Raw genomic sequence first — 16,450 nt, forward strand, 5'->3', positions numbered from 1 at the left:
AGTATCCTCTAAAATTTGTAATCGATCACCATTGTGAATTGTGATATTAGATTGTGCAACTTTTGAGTTGGGCATTCGACATGGAGAAGAGACAAGGTAGACAAGGAAAAGAGAGAAGACAAGGGAGAAACTTGTTCAATAATTCTCCCTTGTCCCCTTGTCCCCTTGTCCCCCTTGTCCCCTTGTCTCACCTGCCCTCTTAATCAGGAGGCGGATCATGGGCAATAGTGACAGTTGAGACAAAATCACTCGGCTTGCCGCTCTTAATAGCATCGAAAGTGCCCTTAATAGTACCAGCAATTGGAACAGCAACAAGTGTCCCCAACAAACCAGCAATCTCAAATCCCATCAAAATAGCTACAAAAATCCAGATGGGATTCAGTCCGATAAAATTGCCGAGTAACCTGGGAGCTAACAGGTTATCTTTAAGCTGCTGCATGAGAATCGCCGCTATGGCAACTTGAACTGCTAACCACCAATTTTGCAGCAGCACTAAAATCGTCACCAGACCAATACCCAGAGACGCCCCAATAAAGGGAATGAGTTCTGAGATACCGATCAATATGGCAAACAACAGGGCAAAAGGCACCTTCATCACTAAGAAAATTGGCGTCAGGGTTAGCACCATGAACAATCCTAGTAACAACTGGCTGAGGAAGAAGTTTTGAAAATTTAGGCGCAAGGATGCGCTAAGGGGATCTCCAATGTTAGAGGGCAAAAGATTGATCAGACCATGCCAGACGCGATCGCCATATAAAAGCATATAAAATGCAAGCACGATAACTAATACTACGTCAAGTAATCCTGACAGTAGTGTGCCAGCAAATCCCACTGCCCCAGAAGCTAGCTGTTGCACCACATTCTGAATGTTGGCATTGATTTGACTGCTCACAACCCTCAGATCGATTGGCAAACGTCGTTGTTTTGCCAACATCTCAAACTGCTCTAGGTTTGCTTGACTGGCGGTTAACCAATCAGGGATCTTATTTAACAGTTGAATTGTTTGGTCAATAATCAACGGTACTAGGGTGACGCCCAAAATCCCAAGCAGGGTTAATGTTGCCAGTAAAACTATGATCACCGCCTGAGTGCGGGTGATCTGAGCACGTTCAAAGAACTTAACCGGGTAATTTAAGAGAAAGGCCAAAATCGTCGCAATGCTCAATACAGTAAGAGGATGCTGGAAATAGCGAAAAAGCACAGACAGCAACCAGACATTAAGAGCGATAATGGGACCGCTCAGACCATAAATTAACAAGCGTTGAAGGGAGGCTGAACGGCGCATTTGACGCAACCTATTTTAGATATTTATTCAGAGAATTTGTAAAATTCTTGATGGCACTGATTATCATCATAGATATTTTTGACAAAGATATATATAAGCGTATCTGATAGCAAGGAAACAAATCACAATGGACAAAACGGTAGCTGACCTTCGCAAAGACTACACCTTGGAAGGTTTAAGCGAACTTGAAGTAGAACTTAATCCTTTTATCCAATTTAAAAAATGGTTCGATCAGGCACTAGCAGCACAACTCCCCGAACCCAATGCCATGACTATTGCTACAGCCACACCAGACGGTAAGCCCTCAGCCAGAATGGTGCTGCTCAAGGATTTTGATGAACGGGGCTTTGCCTTCTTCACAAACTACAACAGCCACAAAGCACAACAACTGGCTGAAAATCCCCAGGCGGCTTTAGTCTTTTGGTGGGCAGAACTGGAACGTCAAGTCAGAATTTCGGGGTATGTGGAGAAAGTTTCCGAAACTGAATCTGATCAGTATTTTGAAAGTCGCCCTGCCAAAAGTCGCTTGGGTGCGTGGGTATCTAATCAAAGCGAGGTGATAGAAAGCCGAGAAGTTCTTGAGCAACGCGTGCAGGAATTCCAGAGCAAATATGAAAATCAGGAGATTCCTCGACCGCCTCATTGGGGAGGCTTACGAGTGATCCCTACAGAAATTGAATTTTGGCAAGGACGCCCTAGCCGTCTGCACGATCGCTTACTCTATAGCCGTTTAGATAATAGCACTTGGAAAATTGAGCGATTGTCACCCTGAAGAAGGGGCAGGGGGCAGGGGGCAGGGAGCAGGGGGAGCAGGGGAAGAAGAATCTATAACCAATGCCCAATGCCCCATGCTCAATGCCCCGCATCACATTACCACTGGGCGATCGCATCTTGAATTGCTTGTCTTGCTTCTGATAGAGATTGGGTACGGGCATCACCCTCATTCAGGCTGTTAGCGTTAATAAATTGAATATCTGTAAGCCCAATAAAGCCGAAAATTGCCCGCAGGTAGGGTTCTTGGAAGTCATAAGCAAGGAAAGGAGATGTCGCGCTAAAGTCACCACCGCGAGCGGTAATGATAACCGCTTTTTTGCCCTCGACTAACCCTTTAAAACCTTGAGCTTCTATTGCAACAGTCCGATTAATGCGAACAATTTGGTCGATGTAAGCCTTAAAAGTGGAAGGTATATTGAAGTTGTACATTGGCACTCCAAAGACGTAGCGATCGGCTGCCAAAAACTCATCAACCAGTTCGTCAGAAATCCTAAGTGCCTCAGTTAATTCTGGGGTATGGGTTTCTGGTGGTGAAAATGCCGCTGCAATCCAAGCTTCATCAACGTGAGGAACTGGGTAATGCCCTAAATCTCGATAAGCGATCGCATCTTCAGGATGCGCTGCTTTCCAAGCACTGACGAATTCCTTAGATAATTCTCTAGAGTGCGATCGTTCACCACGGGGGCTGGAATCAATATGTAGAATATTTACCACAAAATATCTCCTGATTAACTAGGATTTACTGCTTTTACTTTTTTTGAGTCTCTATTTCAAAGCATTACATTAGATACTAAAAGTAACTAGTTACTAAAGTAAAGTAGTTACCATAAAGTAACTATTGGATAATTTTGGCTAACTTATCGATGTCTGCTTCTAAAAATCCTGATGCTTGCCCAATAAATATTTTGATGTCCTTATTATCAGGGCCCTGGACAATGTATATACTGTGGGTGTTGTGTAATAGTGGGCCTACTCGCTTTGGTGCATTGAAACGCCAAGTAGAGGGCATTTCTACCAAAGTTCTAACGGAAAGACTGAGAATGCTTGAGGCAGCAGAAATTATTTATCGCCAGTATGAACCAACTATCCCACCTCAAGTCACTTACGGTCTTACAGAACGCGGACAGGAACTCGTTGAAATCCTTCATCAACTCAATGGACTTGCTGAACGTTGGTATGGCAGCGAACAACGAGAACATAGCAATATTAATGTTTAACCCTAAATTACACAAGTCTTATCTCAAACCTAAGTATTTTTAGGGTTATTGTCCAAGATATTTGCATTGCGGACTTCAAGGCAGTTCCATCCACACTGAAAGCTCCTCCATATCAAATAGAGGAAGTTTTTGAATACCAGCTTTTTCAAGACTATTGTCTTCCGTTCTTCCGCGCCAGATTACGCAGAGTACGAAGTCCACGATCGCTCCCTCATTACGCAGCGTTTCGGTACTTTTTACAACCTGACCACCTGTTGTAATTACGTCTTCAATGATACACAATTTTTTCCCTTGGATATCAATTCCTTCTGCTAGCTTCTCAGTACCATATTCTTTTTTTGTCTTCCGAACAAAGACAACTGGTAATTCAACTTCTAATGAAATTGCTGTTGCTAAAGGAACTCCCCCTAATTCCAGTCCGGCTAGAATTTCCGTGTCTGGTGGAATCTTTTTTACCATTTCTTTAGCTAACTGCTTCAGTAACAAAGGATTAGATTCAAACTGATATTTATCAAAGTAATGGTCAGATATCTGACCAGAACGTAACCGAAACTCGCCTTTTAAATAGGAAACACGAACAATTTCTTTGGCTAATTCGCTATGACTCATTTTTACAAAAAGCTGGGGAAAAGGTAAAAAAGCCGATGCATTTTCCATCGGCTTAACTAACAATATTGAACAAATGAATAGTCTACTGTTCCTGGATGGCTGCTGCTTTCGGAGGAAACTGAATTCTAGGATCTGGCATGAAATTGTATCTCAAGTACAATCCTCCTGAGACAAACAGGATAATTAACAACCCACCAATTCCAAGAGGGCTAGGAAGCCAGAAAACTGCTTCTATGTGATTTAGCTCACCAGGTTGGAGTTTCCACACTAGTTGATTACCATTTTTTTCTGGCTCAATTGCAGTTTCAGTTAGTTGAATATTTTTGGCTCCCCAAGGGGTCTTCAAGCTAAATTCCAAATCGAGAATTGAACCAGCATTCGCCAGAACATTACCTTTGCTGGCAATTAGAGAGAGCGATCGCAAATCCAAATCATAAATTAACCGATTTCGGACTAAAAGTAAAAAATTATTCTGCTCCAAGAGGACGTTTGATTCAATTTTCGGCAGTTCTGAGTCAGATTCGCTCTGCACAGACTCAGAGGGTTGATTTGTATGGGAGTTAAAGAATTCGTTGAACTTCTCTTGCAATTCCCTACCACTGCTAAAAGGAATTGTGACGATGATTTCTTCTTGGGAAACTCGCTGTGCTTTACCATCAAGTTGACGGGCGCGGCGTTCTATGCTTTTTAACCATTCATATACAGAATCGCCACTAAAACTAGTTAGCCGTTCTCCCAACTTAATATGCTGTACTAGTTCGCCACTATTTGAGTTGTCAAAATTAAGCCCCACATCGTACTTCACACAGCCAGTAAGTAGCAAAGATGTTAATAGCACGAGCCACAGAATAGGATTTCGCATGGGAAAGACCCGATTCATTCGATTTCGACCATTCAGTGGTGAGATAAATTTCATCTTTGCCAACACAAAACTAAATGGTCTGACTAACCACAAGAAAATCTTTCCGAAAATTGAAGAATTCATAACTATAAATCTCCCCAAAAGTCAAACTTTTTAACCAATCTTGACTTCTTAGTATTGTTTGAGATTCCTGAAATACCATTTTGATCGCTCTGGGACTGAGTAAGAAAATATGAGTAAGATTTGGATCTGAATCTTCATTCAAATCTTCCCAGTCCCCAATCCAAAATTGTTATCAGCCAGGAGTTCCTGAAAAATTCAACCAAACCAAGTACGAGATGGTTAAACCAATGGCGATTAGTGCCACCCAGATAAAGCGATTATCTCTGGTATTGACCTGACTGAGGTCAACAAATTCTGGCTCGGCAGGTTTAGGCTTTTGCTCCCCAGAAGATTTTGGAGACTTAGCAGGTACAGAAATTTTGAGTTCATTATCGGCTAATGCACCCAAATCGGGGATTTCAGTCATCCATTCGCTGGGTCTTTTCAGCTTTGGTGCTTTTAAGATATAAAGCATCTGCCGCGCTTGTTTGCTAATTTCAAAATGGGCGTGGCGTTTGAGTCTTTCACAAAGAGCGATCGCATCATCCGTGCGTCCAGCCGCTTCATAAGCTGTCACTAGATGAATTTCTACTTCGCCCCCAAGGCGAGAATTACGAGCTAACAGAGCGCTGGCCTTTTCTAAATTTTCTACGGCTTCACGGTATTGCCCATTCTCAAAGGCAACTTTCCCAGCCTGGTAGCGGGTTTTAGCAATTTCTAAACTTTCTGTACTCACGTCTTATACAAAAATTAGCACTATTTTCATTTTGCCAATGCCAGCAATCTTTTTGGAATCTTTTCAAAAGCTGGCAATCTGAAAGTGGATAAACTTCTAAAATTTTAAGTAAGTAGCTGCGACTATTTTCTGATTAAAAATTCCGGTATCAAATGCAAGTGAGCAAAATTATGTTGAAAATCAAGCATTCGCAACTGAATTGGCTCTTAGCAGGTATGACTTTAGCAGTGATCGGTGTAACCATTGCTCCAGCTTCCGCCCAGCGTGCGTTCGGGACTGATGGTGGTTATGGAGTCAGGCGATCGTCGCCTTCTGTGGGTTCCTTTATTTATGGTAGTCCGATTCCCACGCCTATGCCTGTAGACCCAACAACGGGACTAATGATACAACGCAATCATTACCGCGATTATTCCTATCCCCAGGTAAGGCAAAACATCAGAAATTCCACCCTGATTAATCCGACAATTCGAGATTCAACCCTAGTTAATCCGGTGATTATCAATAATTCATGGCGTCGTACACCATTTAGCGGTGGGCGATCGCGAGTTATTATTACCTATCCCCGCTAGGAAGCAGAGGGGCAGGGGAGGTGAATATCAAAGACTTGTCCACAAGTAAAAAACGAGTTTTAATTTACCCAAAATTACAGTTACAAATTATTTTCCCAGCCTCCCCTGCCTCTACGACGTAAACTGCGAACCGAGAATCATTGTCCCAATCCCAACATCAGTAAAGATTTCTAGTAATAGGGCGTGGGGAATGCGACCATCAATGATGTGTGCTGCACGAACTCCTTGAGCAAGCGATCGCACACAACAACTCACTTTGGGAATCATCCCACCGCTAACTATACCATCGGCAATCAGTTCGCGGGCTTCGCGGATATCTACTTTCGGAATTAAAGTAGATTGGTCTTTGTAATCTTTTAAAATTCCACTGGTGTCGGTCAGTAAAATTAACTTTTCTGCCCCTAATGCAGCAGCGATTTCCCCAGCTACAGTATCGGCGTTAATGTTATAAGCTTGCCCCGTCTCATCTGCGGCGACGCTAGATACTACCGGAATATAGCCATTGCTAGCGAGGGTGTCCAAAATCTTGATATTCACATTGCTGACTTCCCCCACAAAACCGATGCCTTCTTGACCTTGGGAACGGGCTGTAAATAGATTACCGTCTTTACCGCAAAGTCCGACAGCCAATCCACCAGCTTGGTTAATCAGGGAGACAATTTCTTTATTAACTCGACCAACTAAAACCATTTCCACCACATCCATTGTGGCGGCATCAGTAACTCGCAGACCATTCTTAAATTGTGGTTCGATGCCCAGCTTATCTAACCAACTGTTAATTTCTGGGCCACCGCCGTGGACTACAATCGGACGCAAGCCGACGCAGGATAAGAATACAATATCGCGGATAACTTTATCTTTGAGTGTGCTATCTTTCATCGCTGCGCCGCCATATTTGACAACAACAGTGCGACCGGCGAATTGTTGAATATAAGGTAGTGCTTCGCTTAGTACACGCACACGAGTGGCTTCATCTTGCCTGATGTATTCAGAATCGTTGTCCGTCATGAGGAGCCTAACAGAGAGAGTTAAAACCTATTTCAGTCAGTGTAGAAGACTTTGTAACTCCTCACAATCTCTGATGCCAAAGCCGAGTATGTTTGTACTAATCATTCATAGGTGTTTGGTTCAGTTACGAGTTCACCATCTGGCATAACGGTATTGTAGAAATAAGCCCCATACATTTCCGCGCAGTGCCAGTTAACTTCCAATAAATTAGCATTTTCAAGATTAACGCCCTCCATACGAGTAACTCTCAAATCAGCACCACGTAAATCAGCACCGCTCAGATTAGCGTCTCTTAAATCAGCACCCCCTAACTTAGCTTTACAGAGGAGCGCCCCACTCAAATCAGCACCACTGAGATTAATGCCAGACAAGTCAACTTCGCTTAGGACTGCACCACTAAGATCGACTCCTGAAAAATCATTTTCCCCAGCATCTAAACGACTAAAAAACTCTTCAATATCCATTGAATTCTTTCGTGAGACAGCAGTAAAACTTCAAGCTCTAGAGTCAATCCTATACGACGGATGAGACAGATCAAGATGGTGCGTTAACGAAGTAACACACCTTACAAATTAACTATTCCCACATTACCGGACACAACATAACAGCGATCGCTCCTTTAAACCTCTAGAATTGAAATCATTCGGCTGAAGCTAGGGAATGAAAATGACCACGCTGCTAATCCAAACTGAAAGCACACCCCTAATGGTAAATTTCCCCTCCCTTGTGCAGATGACAAATGAGCAGTTCTACGAATTCTGCCAAGCCAATGAAGATTTGCGAATCGAGCGCACTGCTAATGGGGAAGTCATCATTATGCCACCAGCTTTTTCAGATACGGGCAACCGTAACTTTAACATTGCTGCACAGCTTGGGTATTGGACTGAACAAGATGGCACTGGCATAGGCTTTGACTCCAGTGCAGGTTTTACACTACTCAATGGGGCAATGCGTTCCCCTGATGCTTCTTGGATTGAACTGGAGCGCTGGAATATCTTAACAGATGCACAAAAAGCTTCATTTGCACCAATTTGTCCCAGCTTTGTGATTGAGTTACGTTCTTCCAGCGATCGCCTGATAAAATTACAGGACAAAATGCAGGAGTACATCGATAACGGTGCGTTACTAGGCTGGTTAATTGATCGGCAGAATACAAAAGTCTACATTTACCGTCCGAATCGAGAAGTTGAAATTTTGGATAATCCCGAAGCAGTTAGTGGCAATCCAGAATTACCAGGGTTTATCCTGCGGATGGGCAAAATTTGGTAACTTGAGTTTTCTTAATGAGAAACTTGTATTTTGAGAACGTTAGGAATTGCTTCAAGTATTCGCTGAGAGTAAAGTGGTGTTCGTTGTTCGAGGAGCGATCGCATTACGCTACACCATAAACTGATTCATGAAAAACATCTTTTGCAGACACAGTTAGATCAATATTCCCGATTAATTAGAAACAGCTTTTTTCAGGATGCCAGGAATCCCTTCAAGTACTCGCTTGGCAATGTCTTCAGGCGTATCTCCCTCTCGCTCAATGATGTGCAAATCGGCTTGAGAGTAAAGTGGTGTTCGTTGTTCGAGGAGCGATCGCAACTTAGCTTTAGGATCGGCATCTTGCAGCAGTGGTCTTGTGGTATCCTCAGCTAAACGGCTGTAAATTATCTCCACTGGCGTATCTAGCCACACTATCAAACCGTGGTGCAAGTAACCCCAATTTTCTCGCCGTAGTACAATGCCCCCACCTGTTGCGATAGTCAACTTTGTAAAAGCACAAACTTGTGAAAGTACGTCGCTTTCTAACTGACGAAACCCGGCTTCACCAACTTCTGCAAATAACTGATTGATAGATTTTCCTGTGGCTTGGGCAATCACATCATCGGTATCTACAAACCCATAACCCAGTTCTTTTGCTAGTAAGCGCCCTACTGTCGTCTTACCAACGCCCATAATACCAATTAAGTACAGGTTGACTCCTTGTAATAAGCTGCTCACCAGTTGCTTCGCTCCAATTATAAGTTTTGAGTGCTGAGTCACAGTTTTAAATTATAAACTCAACGATTCAATCTAGGATTTAAAAATACGGAGTTTTGCACATATCGCGCAAACAAATAAAATTACTTGATTGGCGATCGCTAATCAAGCGATAATCAAAATATAATTTGTTCTTATAGGAGCGTGTCTTGGATAATATGTCTAAGATACCAGTAATCGCAGAACACATTAAAATTACTCCAGATAGGGATAAACCCCGTATTGGTGGACACCAAATTAGAGTGCAAGATATCTGAGTTCAATTTTAATCTGGGAAGTTCTTGAGCCAGAAGAAATGAGCTATCAACTTGAATTTATCTGAAAGCTTTTATTATTTTATTCAAATGTAAAAAAGCGATGCCTTCTGGAGGCAGAAGCTTGCGTTCCCCTTCATGCAGCCTCCCGTAGGGAAGGAGTACAGTCAGGTTTTCTGGGGAATGCTACGCGTCGCTTGCTTAAGAGCAGGAATACTTAATATTTAAAGTAACTTTGGCAAGAAATTAACGATTCTTCTGTAAAATTACCATCAGTAATAATCAGTGAATTTCTTAAGAATGTAGTAATTTTCCTGAAGTAACTAGGTAATTGCTGCATAGTAATCTCTATGCTTAACCAAAAAATTAACTTAGCTTGTTTGAAACTTTATCCAAACAATATCTGTCTATCTAAATAATCAGGGTTTTTATTCTGGTGGGTATTTTTAAGTATACACAATACTGTGTTCCTAACAGCACAGGATCGTTATTCTAAAAGTTCAGCTATAACAAGACCCGCTCAATTAAACGTTTCTAATAAAGGTGTAAATAATGACTGATTTACCGCGATCGCCCAAAAAAGCTTGCAAAGAAATTGAAGTTTCGACACAAAGACTACTGCATATTCCACGCCGATAAGCCTGAATGAATAAATATAGAATGAATGAGGTGTCAACCATGACTCGAATTCGTGACGTTGTAGAAAGAGCTTTAGCAACTGGCTATTTGACAGTTGAAGCTGAAGATCAACTACGACAACTGTTGACTACCCGATATGACTTGGAAGATTTTAATGCTTTCATGATTTTGCAGGAAGCTGCCATGACTGGTAAGGTCAAGCAGGAGTCTAGAGAGCGGTGTGGCATTAAATAGAGATGTAGCCTCCTACATCTCACCGACGGGGGCGTTTACCATCATCTTCAAAATCATCATCATCCTCAAAAAACTCCCAATCATCATCATCCGTTTGATTGGTAGTTGGCGGCTGGTAAGGGGGAATAATTACTCGGTAATCAGCATCGTAAATTGATTCAGTTTTTCCCGCAGCCGTATTTTTTGGCTCGCGGTAACTGTAGGAGTAAACTGAACCAGATTGAGAACTGCTTTTGGCTTCTGATTGACGTTCGTAAGTTGTTGAGTCTCTAGGTTGTTGAGCTTGAGAATTAGGAATAGGCGCTGACTCTGACTTTTCATCAAAGTTCCAATCATCATCTCTACTGCTATTTGTCTCCCAATCATCAAATCCCTCACTGCTAGGCTCTTCATTTTTACTAGCTGGTGGTGGAGGACTGGCAGGGCGAGATGTCGGTTCTTCTCTCCGGGTTGCCTTCGCACGACTTGAAGGGGCGGTTGCTCTGTTAGGAGCTTGGCGTTGTGCTGCCACAAAATAATTGGATAAATTAAATAAGGTAGCAATCAATATCGATGTGAAAGCACCAGTGGCAGTACTGAACAAAATCCATATCGCTAGTGGTAATGGTTGAGTTCGCACGCCCAAAAATACTAGCGATAGGGCAGGTGAGAAATTCTGGACTAATAATAGCGTTAGTCCTCCCAGTACTGCCACCAATAGAATTAAGCGAATTACAGCCATAGCAATTTTGTCAGTTGTCAGTTATCAGTGGTCAGTTGTCAGTGGCCAGTTATTCAGTCTGATTATTTTTCACTAATTACTGTTCGCTGACCACTGACACTATCAGCCATCTCTATCATTACCTTTTTAGGACTATTGTGAAATTTACAATAAATCCACTCAGGGCATTAGCGACGACCTTGCCACCGCTGAATTGGAATACAGTCAATATCTAGTTGATCTAAAGCACGGGCAACTACAAAATCAACTAAATCCTCGATGGTTTGGGGATTGTGATACCAGGCGGGAATAGCAGGGACAATTCTCACTCCAACTTCTGCTAAAGAGGTTAAGTTACGTAAGTGGATGAGACTAAAAGGCGTTTCACGCGGGACAATAACCAGCTTTCGCCCTTCTTTGAGTTGGACATCCGCTGCCCGTTCTAGTAAATCGGAACTCAAGCCAACTGCTAGCTTTGCCACTGTACTCATGCTGCATGGAATGATGATCATCCCCAGAGTGGCAAAGGAACCGCTGGCAATTCCGGCTCCGACATCGCTCCAAGGATGACACCGGAGTTTACCGGCAAGTGCAACACCAGCTTGCTCTCGCCAGAATTGTTCTTGCCCGGTTGGTTCTGGTGGCATCCGAATTTCCTGTTCTGACTGCCAAACCATGTAAGTTGATTTAGAGGCAACCAATTCAATGCTATACTCCGCTTCTAGCAAAAATTTGATCGCGCGAACAGCGTAAATCAGACCAGATGCGCCCGATACGCCTAAAATTAAAGGTTTGGTGTTATTTGACACGTAAGTTTTAGGGTATTTTACTCGTCCTCAGAGTAAGGATCTAGGTCATCAGGCTCCATATCATTTGGTAAGTAGAGGTCTGAAAGCTCGTCACGGGAGTCATTGCCAGTTAACCCTTTAGCGACACCATCGCTGCCGACTGTTACCAAATCAATTTGCTGACGGTAGTAATCGACACTCTTAACTTGCACAGCAACGCGATCGCCTAGTCGATAAGAAGCGCGATTTTTGCGCCCAAATAGTGCCTGTTGTCTGGCGCGATATTCATACCAATCATCTTTGAGAGAACTGACGTGTACTAATCCTTCCACCCGCAAAGGCACACCAGGATTACTACTGGACTCTACCTCGGCTGCTGGTACTTCAATTTCCACAAAGAAACCGTAGGATTGAACCCCGGTAATCACGCCTTGAAATACCTGACCAATGCGTTGCTTCATCAGTTGGGCTTTTTGCAGTCCGGCTAAATCGGCTTCGGCTTCTTGGACTTCTTTTTCTCGGTCGTTGATTTGGACAATTACCCTAGTCAAATCGCTTTGGAGTTCTTGTTGCAATTCTGGGGGTAAAACGTTCCAGTTAATTTCCTCGTGGCTAGAGGAGTGGCGTAGGTTAACCCGCTCTCTGACACGGGTATTGCGGCGATCGCGTCCGTTTTCGAGTAGCGTGTAATACACTCTCTGCATCAGCAAATCTGGGAAACGCCGCAAGGGAGCGCTAAAGTGGACATATTGCGGTAGTGCCAGACCAAAGTGAGATCCTTTGGTGGTACTGTATGCAGACGGCTTAAGTGTATCTTGTAATAAGTAAGTAAGAACTTGCTCAGAGGGAGATTCCGCAAAAGCTGTGGTCAAATGTTGGTAATCTAAGGGTTGGATATCAACTTCTGGATCTAATGTGAGGTCAACGCCTAAATTGACTGCCAATTTCAGCATTTCCTGGACATCTTCAACATCAGGAGTACCTTGGACTCGCCAGATAGCGGGAACACCAAGAGCATTTAAGTGAGTCGCGAACAGTTGATTAACTAACAGTACCAACTCCGTGAGTAGCGATCGCACTGGTAAATCATTCACCACCACAGCGCCGAGAATCCCCTCATCATAATAGGCGTTTTGGCTAGGCGGCAGATTCAACTGGAGACTACCACGAGTCAAGCGTACCTGTTTCACAGCTGTTTGCAAGCTTTGGAGGTCTTGCAGTATTTGGGAAACCTGTGATGATTTATCTTGAGCTTCACCTGTGAGAATTGCTTGAGCTTGTTCTGTAGTCAGTGCAGTCTCGACATTAATGACGCTGGGTTGAATTTCCCATTCCAGCACTTCTCCCGATTTGGGATCAATGGTAATTAAAAAAGAGATGGTTAAGCGATCGCTCCCAGGTACTAAAGAACAGCGTTCTGCCACAGCTGGGGGCAAGATTGGCAACACCAATTCTCCCAGATACACTGATTTACCCCGTTTGAGTGCTTCTCTATCTAGGGCTTCGTCAGGTTGGACATAGTGAGAAACATCGGTTATGTGAACGCCTAAAAGCCAATTTCCGGCTAAGTTTTTTTCTAAACTAAAAGCGTTTTCTATAACTTTGGGATCGCCATTTACCCCTTCAATCGTGAGAGTAAACAAATTACGTAAATCCAGCCGATTTTTCAGGTCTGCTTTGAAGAGCTTTTTGGGCAACCTCGCAGATGCTTCGAGAACATTATCTGGAAAAGTCCGGGAAAGGTCGTGTTTGCACGTAACTAAATCTATATCAGCAGCGGCTTCGGCATCACTGCCGAGGATTTGCACTACTCGACCAAGGGGAGGATATTGTGCCAATGGGTAACGCAAAACTTCCACATGAACCAGATGATCGATCGCTTCTTCTAACTTTGCCCCGTTAGGTTGAATCTTGAGTTCAAACAGCAATCGATCGTCTAAAGGCACAGCCCGAAAACCAGTTTCTACCTGCTTAATTCGTGCCAGTAAAGTGTGGTTAGAGCGTTCCAGAATCAGCTTCACCTCCCCTTCGGGAGAGCGACGGCGACTGCCTTCTTTCAGAACTCTCACCAAAACGCGATCGCCATTCCAAGCATTACTCAGATGACTTTCGCGGATGTAAATATCTTCGGCTCCTTCCACATCTTGAATAGCAAAGCAAAAGCCTTTACTAGAACAACGGAGTTTTGCCTCGATTATTCCCTCTTCTGAGACACGGCGGTACTTGCCCCGTTCCTTCACTAAAATACCGATTTTTTCAAGAACATCTAAGGCAATGTGAAGTTTTTGTAAACTTTTTTCATCTTCACAGCCAAGTTTCTTTTCTAAAACCTTCCGAGCTACCAATTTATCATCGGTGAAATTGGCAAGGAGTGTAGCGATTGAAAATTCCATGCAGTGAACCGACCTTTGGTCAAAACATCATTTGTTGTTTAATCTGGTTCTTTTCTGTATACCCTCACGGCTTACAGAAACAAGCTGGAAACTAATTGCCCTGAAGCAAGCTTCCTAAGTTCTAAGGAAAGGAAGCCCGACCCAGTAAGAGGGGGAAACTACTCCCGCAGTTCCTTGGCAAAGAAGCCGACCCACGGACAACTCTGGGGCGTTTACGAACTTCTTACTGCACGATGCTCTCAGAATTTGCCTGCGTTCAACTCCCTTCACCTAACCAAACTTAAGATTGCACGCCTGATTAAAATCTAGCCCCGCTAGTTAATTACGCGACAGATTTTTGAGAAGCTGGGTTTAGAGAATCCATACTGCCCAAAAGCGCTATGCAGGGGAGCCACTGCGGTCTTCTCCAAGGGGAGACGCTAAAAGCGATAGCGCAGCGTTAGCGAGTCTGCGAGCGTCTGGGGTCTCCCCAAGTAGAGCCAGTGGCGTGGAAACTACAGGTGTTTGATTGTCTAGAGAGAAGGTAATTTTACGCCATTAGACTCTGATTTTTAACTAGGAGGAACTGCTGGTGAACCCAATTTTCCCACATGTAGAATCGGTAACAATTAGGTAAGCAGCTTAATAAGCAGCGAGGGCGAACCTTATCTCCATTATTGTAGATTTAGAGCGCACTTCCAGAAAATAGTTCTAGATATCGACTTGGGTAATCAGTATAGCATTGCAAGCAAGACTACCCAGATAAGTTAGCACTGACCAAAAATTTCGTCAAAAAGAGCTACTGCTACAATTGGAACACCAGGCAAAGCAAGAATATAACCTTGACGGCTCAGAGCAGAGAATTATACCTACTCATCGCCTGCCAAGAATCTGATGACACATAGTAGGCAATTAAAAATGAATAAATGCAATATTCGCAGGCATCCTGGGTATCGAGTGGATGTAAATTAAAGTAAGGGCAACCGATCTCGCTTGAACATTCAGGCAGTATCAACCCCGTTATTAAAAATATTTAGATTGGTAGCAGTATTATGTTGGCTCAATTCCAGAGCTTGTATCCCAAAGGCAGTTTGATTTCTGAATTAGTGCAAATTTTTCAAGGAAAATATATTGTCCGGGCAAGCGTGCAAATTGAAGGTGTAACCCGTGCTACGGGTATGGCAGCAGCAGAAACAGTAGAAGCCGCAGAAGACCAAGCCAGAACTAGGGCGCTGATAGTTTTGGGTATGACAAACGCGCCACCAGAATCAGTGGTGTTGACCTCAAATCCAGTTTCCCCGGCACAGCTAAATCCCTCCTTGAATACTAAAGGTGGATTGAGTGAGCCTGCTGCTTATTCCTCTGCAAAAAATGAGAATTTTGTTAGTAGTCAGTGGCCAGCAGTCAGCGACAAAGAAATATCTATACCGCCTTCCAAAGAACGGAACATTAAACCAGAAATAGTAACAAGCAGTAACGAACAGTACGGGTACAGTAATGCTGCACCCCTAGCAAACGATACCTATAGCCAAGATTTAGGTCAAAACTTTCCGATGACTGCCAAGCAGGAGCTAGAATTTGATCCTCCAGCTGAGAACTTGGAAATAAATTTTGATAACCAGCCAGAAAATCAAACCTTTCCCGCGATTTCTGCCAATAATGTCACACCATTTACACCCCGGAGTTACAGTCCTCAAGAGAATGCTGCTACCCCATCAGTGACAGGAAAGAGAAAGAAGAAAGCTGAACCCGTGGATTTATCAGATGTAATTGCTAAAACAGATGTCGAACTTCAGCGTTTAAACTGGACACCAGAACAGGGACGGGAACATTTGATTGAAACCTACGGTAAGCGCGGGCGGACTTTGCTCACTGAAGAAGAATTACACGGATTCCTCAAATACTTACAATCTCAGCCAGACCCAATAGCGGGATTTTAGTTAGTAATTAGTCATTCGTCATTTGTAATTAGGACTTACGCACACTCTACGAATTCTCGGCGCTCTTCTCTTCGATACGCTGCGCGTTGGCGGAAGCCTCTCGCAGAGAAGGCGGTTCAATAAGGGACTTCCAAAGAATAAATTATTCCAAGAAAAACAAGAAATATGTTTTCTCAAGAATGATAATCATTTTAAGGGGGGAGAAAAGGGGTTGCCGAGGGCAACCCCTTTTCTCCCCCTCATCTATGCATGAAGAATCTATACACTTGTCATCTATTTTGAAGTTAAACAGTGTAGGATTAGTATATTTTGTAGCTAAATAAATGCTGTTCTTAA

18 protein-coding genes are annotated in these 16,450 nt (G+C 43.3%); 6 read left to right on the plus strand and 12 right to left on the minus strand.

Going from position 1 to position 16,450, the window contains the following annotated elements:
* Positions 1-199: 199 nt before the first annotated feature.
* Positions 200-1,285, minus strand: coding sequence for an AI-2E family transporter (locus HWQ42_RS28530; protein WP_292817800.1), 1,086 nt, complete (start codon positions 1,283-1,285; stop codon positions 200-202).
* Positions 1,286-1,412: 127 nt separating this feature from the next.
* Between HWQ42_RS28530 and pdxH the strand changes: the two genes are divergently transcribed.
* Positions 1,413-2,057 (plus strand): pyridoxamine 5'-phosphate oxidase, encoded by a 645-nt coding sequence (pdxH, locus tag HWQ42_RS28535; protein WP_292817801.1) that lies wholly within the window; start codon positions 1,413-1,415, stop codon positions 2,055-2,057.
* Positions 2,058-2,155: 98 nt separating this feature from the next.
* On the opposite strand, the gene HWQ42_RS28540 is transcribed toward pdxH, so the two are convergent.
* Complete coding sequence (locus tag HWQ42_RS28540) at positions 2,156-2,773, minus strand: FMN-dependent NADH-azoreductase (protein WP_292817803.1); 618 nt, start codon at positions 2,771-2,773, stop codon at positions 2,156-2,158.
* 149 nt (positions 2,774-2,922) lie between these two features.
* Here HWQ42_RS28540 and HWQ42_RS28545 point away from each other — a divergent pair, with 149 nt between their 5' ends.
* A complete protein-coding gene (locus tag HWQ42_RS28545) occupies positions 2,923-3,276 on the plus strand; it encodes a helix-turn-helix domain-containing protein (protein WP_292817805.1) in 354 nt (117 codons plus the stop codon).
* A 75-nt stretch (positions 3,277-3,351) separates the two neighbouring features.
* On the opposite strand, the gene pyrE is transcribed toward HWQ42_RS28545, so the two are convergent.
* From pyrE to HWQ42_RS28560, 3 genes are all read right to left on the minus strand, one after another.
* Positions 3,352-3,933: an orotate phosphoribosyltransferase gene (gene pyrE / locus HWQ42_RS28550; RefSeq protein WP_292817807.1), complete on the minus strand. Its 582-nt coding sequence runs from the start codon at positions 3,931-3,933 to the stop codon at positions 3,352-3,354.
* 34 nt (positions 3,934-3,967) lie between these two features.
* Positions 3,968-4,870 (minus strand): DUF3153 domain-containing protein, encoded by a 903-nt coding sequence (locus HWQ42_RS28555; protein WP_292817809.1) that lies wholly within the window; start codon positions 4,868-4,870, stop codon positions 3,968-3,970.
* Between the two features lie 172 nt (positions 4,871-5,042).
* Positions 5,043-5,585: a tetratricopeptide repeat protein gene (locus HWQ42_RS28560; RefSeq protein ID WP_292817811.1), complete on the minus strand. Its 543-nt coding sequence runs from the start codon at positions 5,583-5,585 to the stop codon at positions 5,043-5,045.
* Between the two features lie 170 nt (positions 5,586-5,755).
* On the opposite strand from HWQ42_RS28560, the gene HWQ42_RS28565 reads away from it, so the two are divergent.
* Positions 5,756-6,154 carry a hypothetical protein gene (locus HWQ42_RS28565; protein WP_292817813.1) on the plus strand — a complete coding sequence of 133 codons (399 nt, stop codon included), beginning with the start codon at positions 5,756-5,758 and terminating at the stop codon, positions 6,152-6,154.
* Positions 6,155-6,265: 111 nt separating this feature from the next.
* Here HWQ42_RS28565 and argB read toward each other — a convergent pair whose 3' ends face one another.
* Entirely contained in the window at positions 6,266-7,162 is an 897-nt protein-coding gene (gene argB / locus HWQ42_RS28570) for an acetylglutamate kinase (protein WP_292817815.1), read from the minus strand.
* A 101-nt stretch (positions 7,163-7,263) separates the two neighbouring features.
* Positions 7,264-7,626, minus strand: a complete 363-nt coding sequence (locus HWQ42_RS28575; RefSeq protein ID WP_292817817.1) for a pentapeptide repeat-containing protein — start codon at positions 7,624-7,626, stop codon at positions 7,264-7,266.
* Between the two features lie 202 nt (positions 7,627-7,828).
* Between HWQ42_RS28575 and HWQ42_RS28580 the strand changes: the two genes are divergently transcribed.
* Positions 7,829-8,431, plus strand: coding sequence for a Uma2 family endonuclease (locus HWQ42_RS28580; RefSeq protein ID WP_292817819.1), 603 nt, complete (start codon positions 7,829-7,831; stop codon positions 8,429-8,431).
* A 171-nt stretch (positions 8,432-8,602) separates the two neighbouring features.
* Here HWQ42_RS28580 and HWQ42_RS28585 read toward each other — a convergent pair whose 3' ends face one another.
* Together HWQ42_RS28585 and HWQ42_RS28590 are read right to left on the minus strand one after the other, a co-directional pair.
* Positions 8,603-9,148 (minus strand): shikimate kinase, encoded by a 546-nt coding sequence (locus HWQ42_RS28585; protein WP_292817821.1) that lies wholly within the window; start codon positions 9,146-9,148, stop codon positions 8,603-8,605.
* A gap of 817 nt (positions 9,149-9,965) precedes the next feature.
* Positions 9,966-10,121, minus strand: coding sequence for a hypothetical protein (locus tag HWQ42_RS28590; protein ID WP_292736932.1), 156 nt, complete (start codon positions 10,119-10,121; stop codon positions 9,966-9,968).
* Between HWQ42_RS28590 and HWQ42_RS28595 the strand changes: the two genes are divergently transcribed.
* Positions 10,120-10,314 (plus strand): hypothetical protein, encoded by a 195-nt coding sequence (locus HWQ42_RS28595; RefSeq protein ID WP_292736930.1) that lies wholly within the window; start codon positions 10,120-10,122, stop codon positions 10,312-10,314. The two genes, HWQ42_RS28590 and HWQ42_RS28595, sit on opposite strands and share 2 nt — an antisense overlap.
* A gap of 19 nt (positions 10,315-10,333) precedes the next feature.
* On the opposite strand, the gene HWQ42_RS28600 is transcribed toward HWQ42_RS28595, so the two are convergent.
* The 3 genes from HWQ42_RS28600 to HWQ42_RS28610 form a co-directional block, all read right to left on the minus strand.
* Entirely contained in the window at positions 10,334-11,035 is a 702-nt protein-coding gene (locus HWQ42_RS28600) for a LapA family protein (RefSeq protein ID WP_292817823.1), read from the minus strand.
* Positions 11,036-11,202: 167 nt separating this feature from the next.
* Complete coding sequence (locus tag HWQ42_RS28605) at positions 11,203-11,823, minus strand: flavin prenyltransferase UbiX (RefSeq protein WP_292817825.1); 621 nt, start codon at positions 11,821-11,823, stop codon at positions 11,203-11,205.
* Between the two features lie 17 nt (positions 11,824-11,840).
* Positions 11,841-14,195: a ribonuclease R family protein gene (locus HWQ42_RS28610; RefSeq protein WP_292817827.1), complete on the minus strand. Its 2,355-nt coding sequence runs from the start codon at positions 14,193-14,195 to the stop codon at positions 11,841-11,843.
* A gap of 1,031 nt (positions 14,196-15,226) precedes the next feature.
* Here HWQ42_RS28610 and HWQ42_RS28615 point away from each other — a divergent pair.
* The gene (locus HWQ42_RS28615) at positions 15,227-16,114 is read left to right on the plus strand and encodes a hypothetical protein (RefSeq protein ID WP_292817829.1); all 888 of its coding nucleotides are present in this window, start codon (positions 15,227-15,229) and stop codon (positions 16,112-16,114) included.
* Positions 16,115-16,450 lie beyond the last annotated feature (336 nt).

The organism is Nostoc sp. JL23 (genome assembly GCF_017115065.1).
Classification (GTDB): domain Bacteria; phylum Cyanobacteriota; class Cyanobacteriia; order Cyanobacteriales; family Nostocaceae; genus Nostoc; species Nostoc punctiforme_A.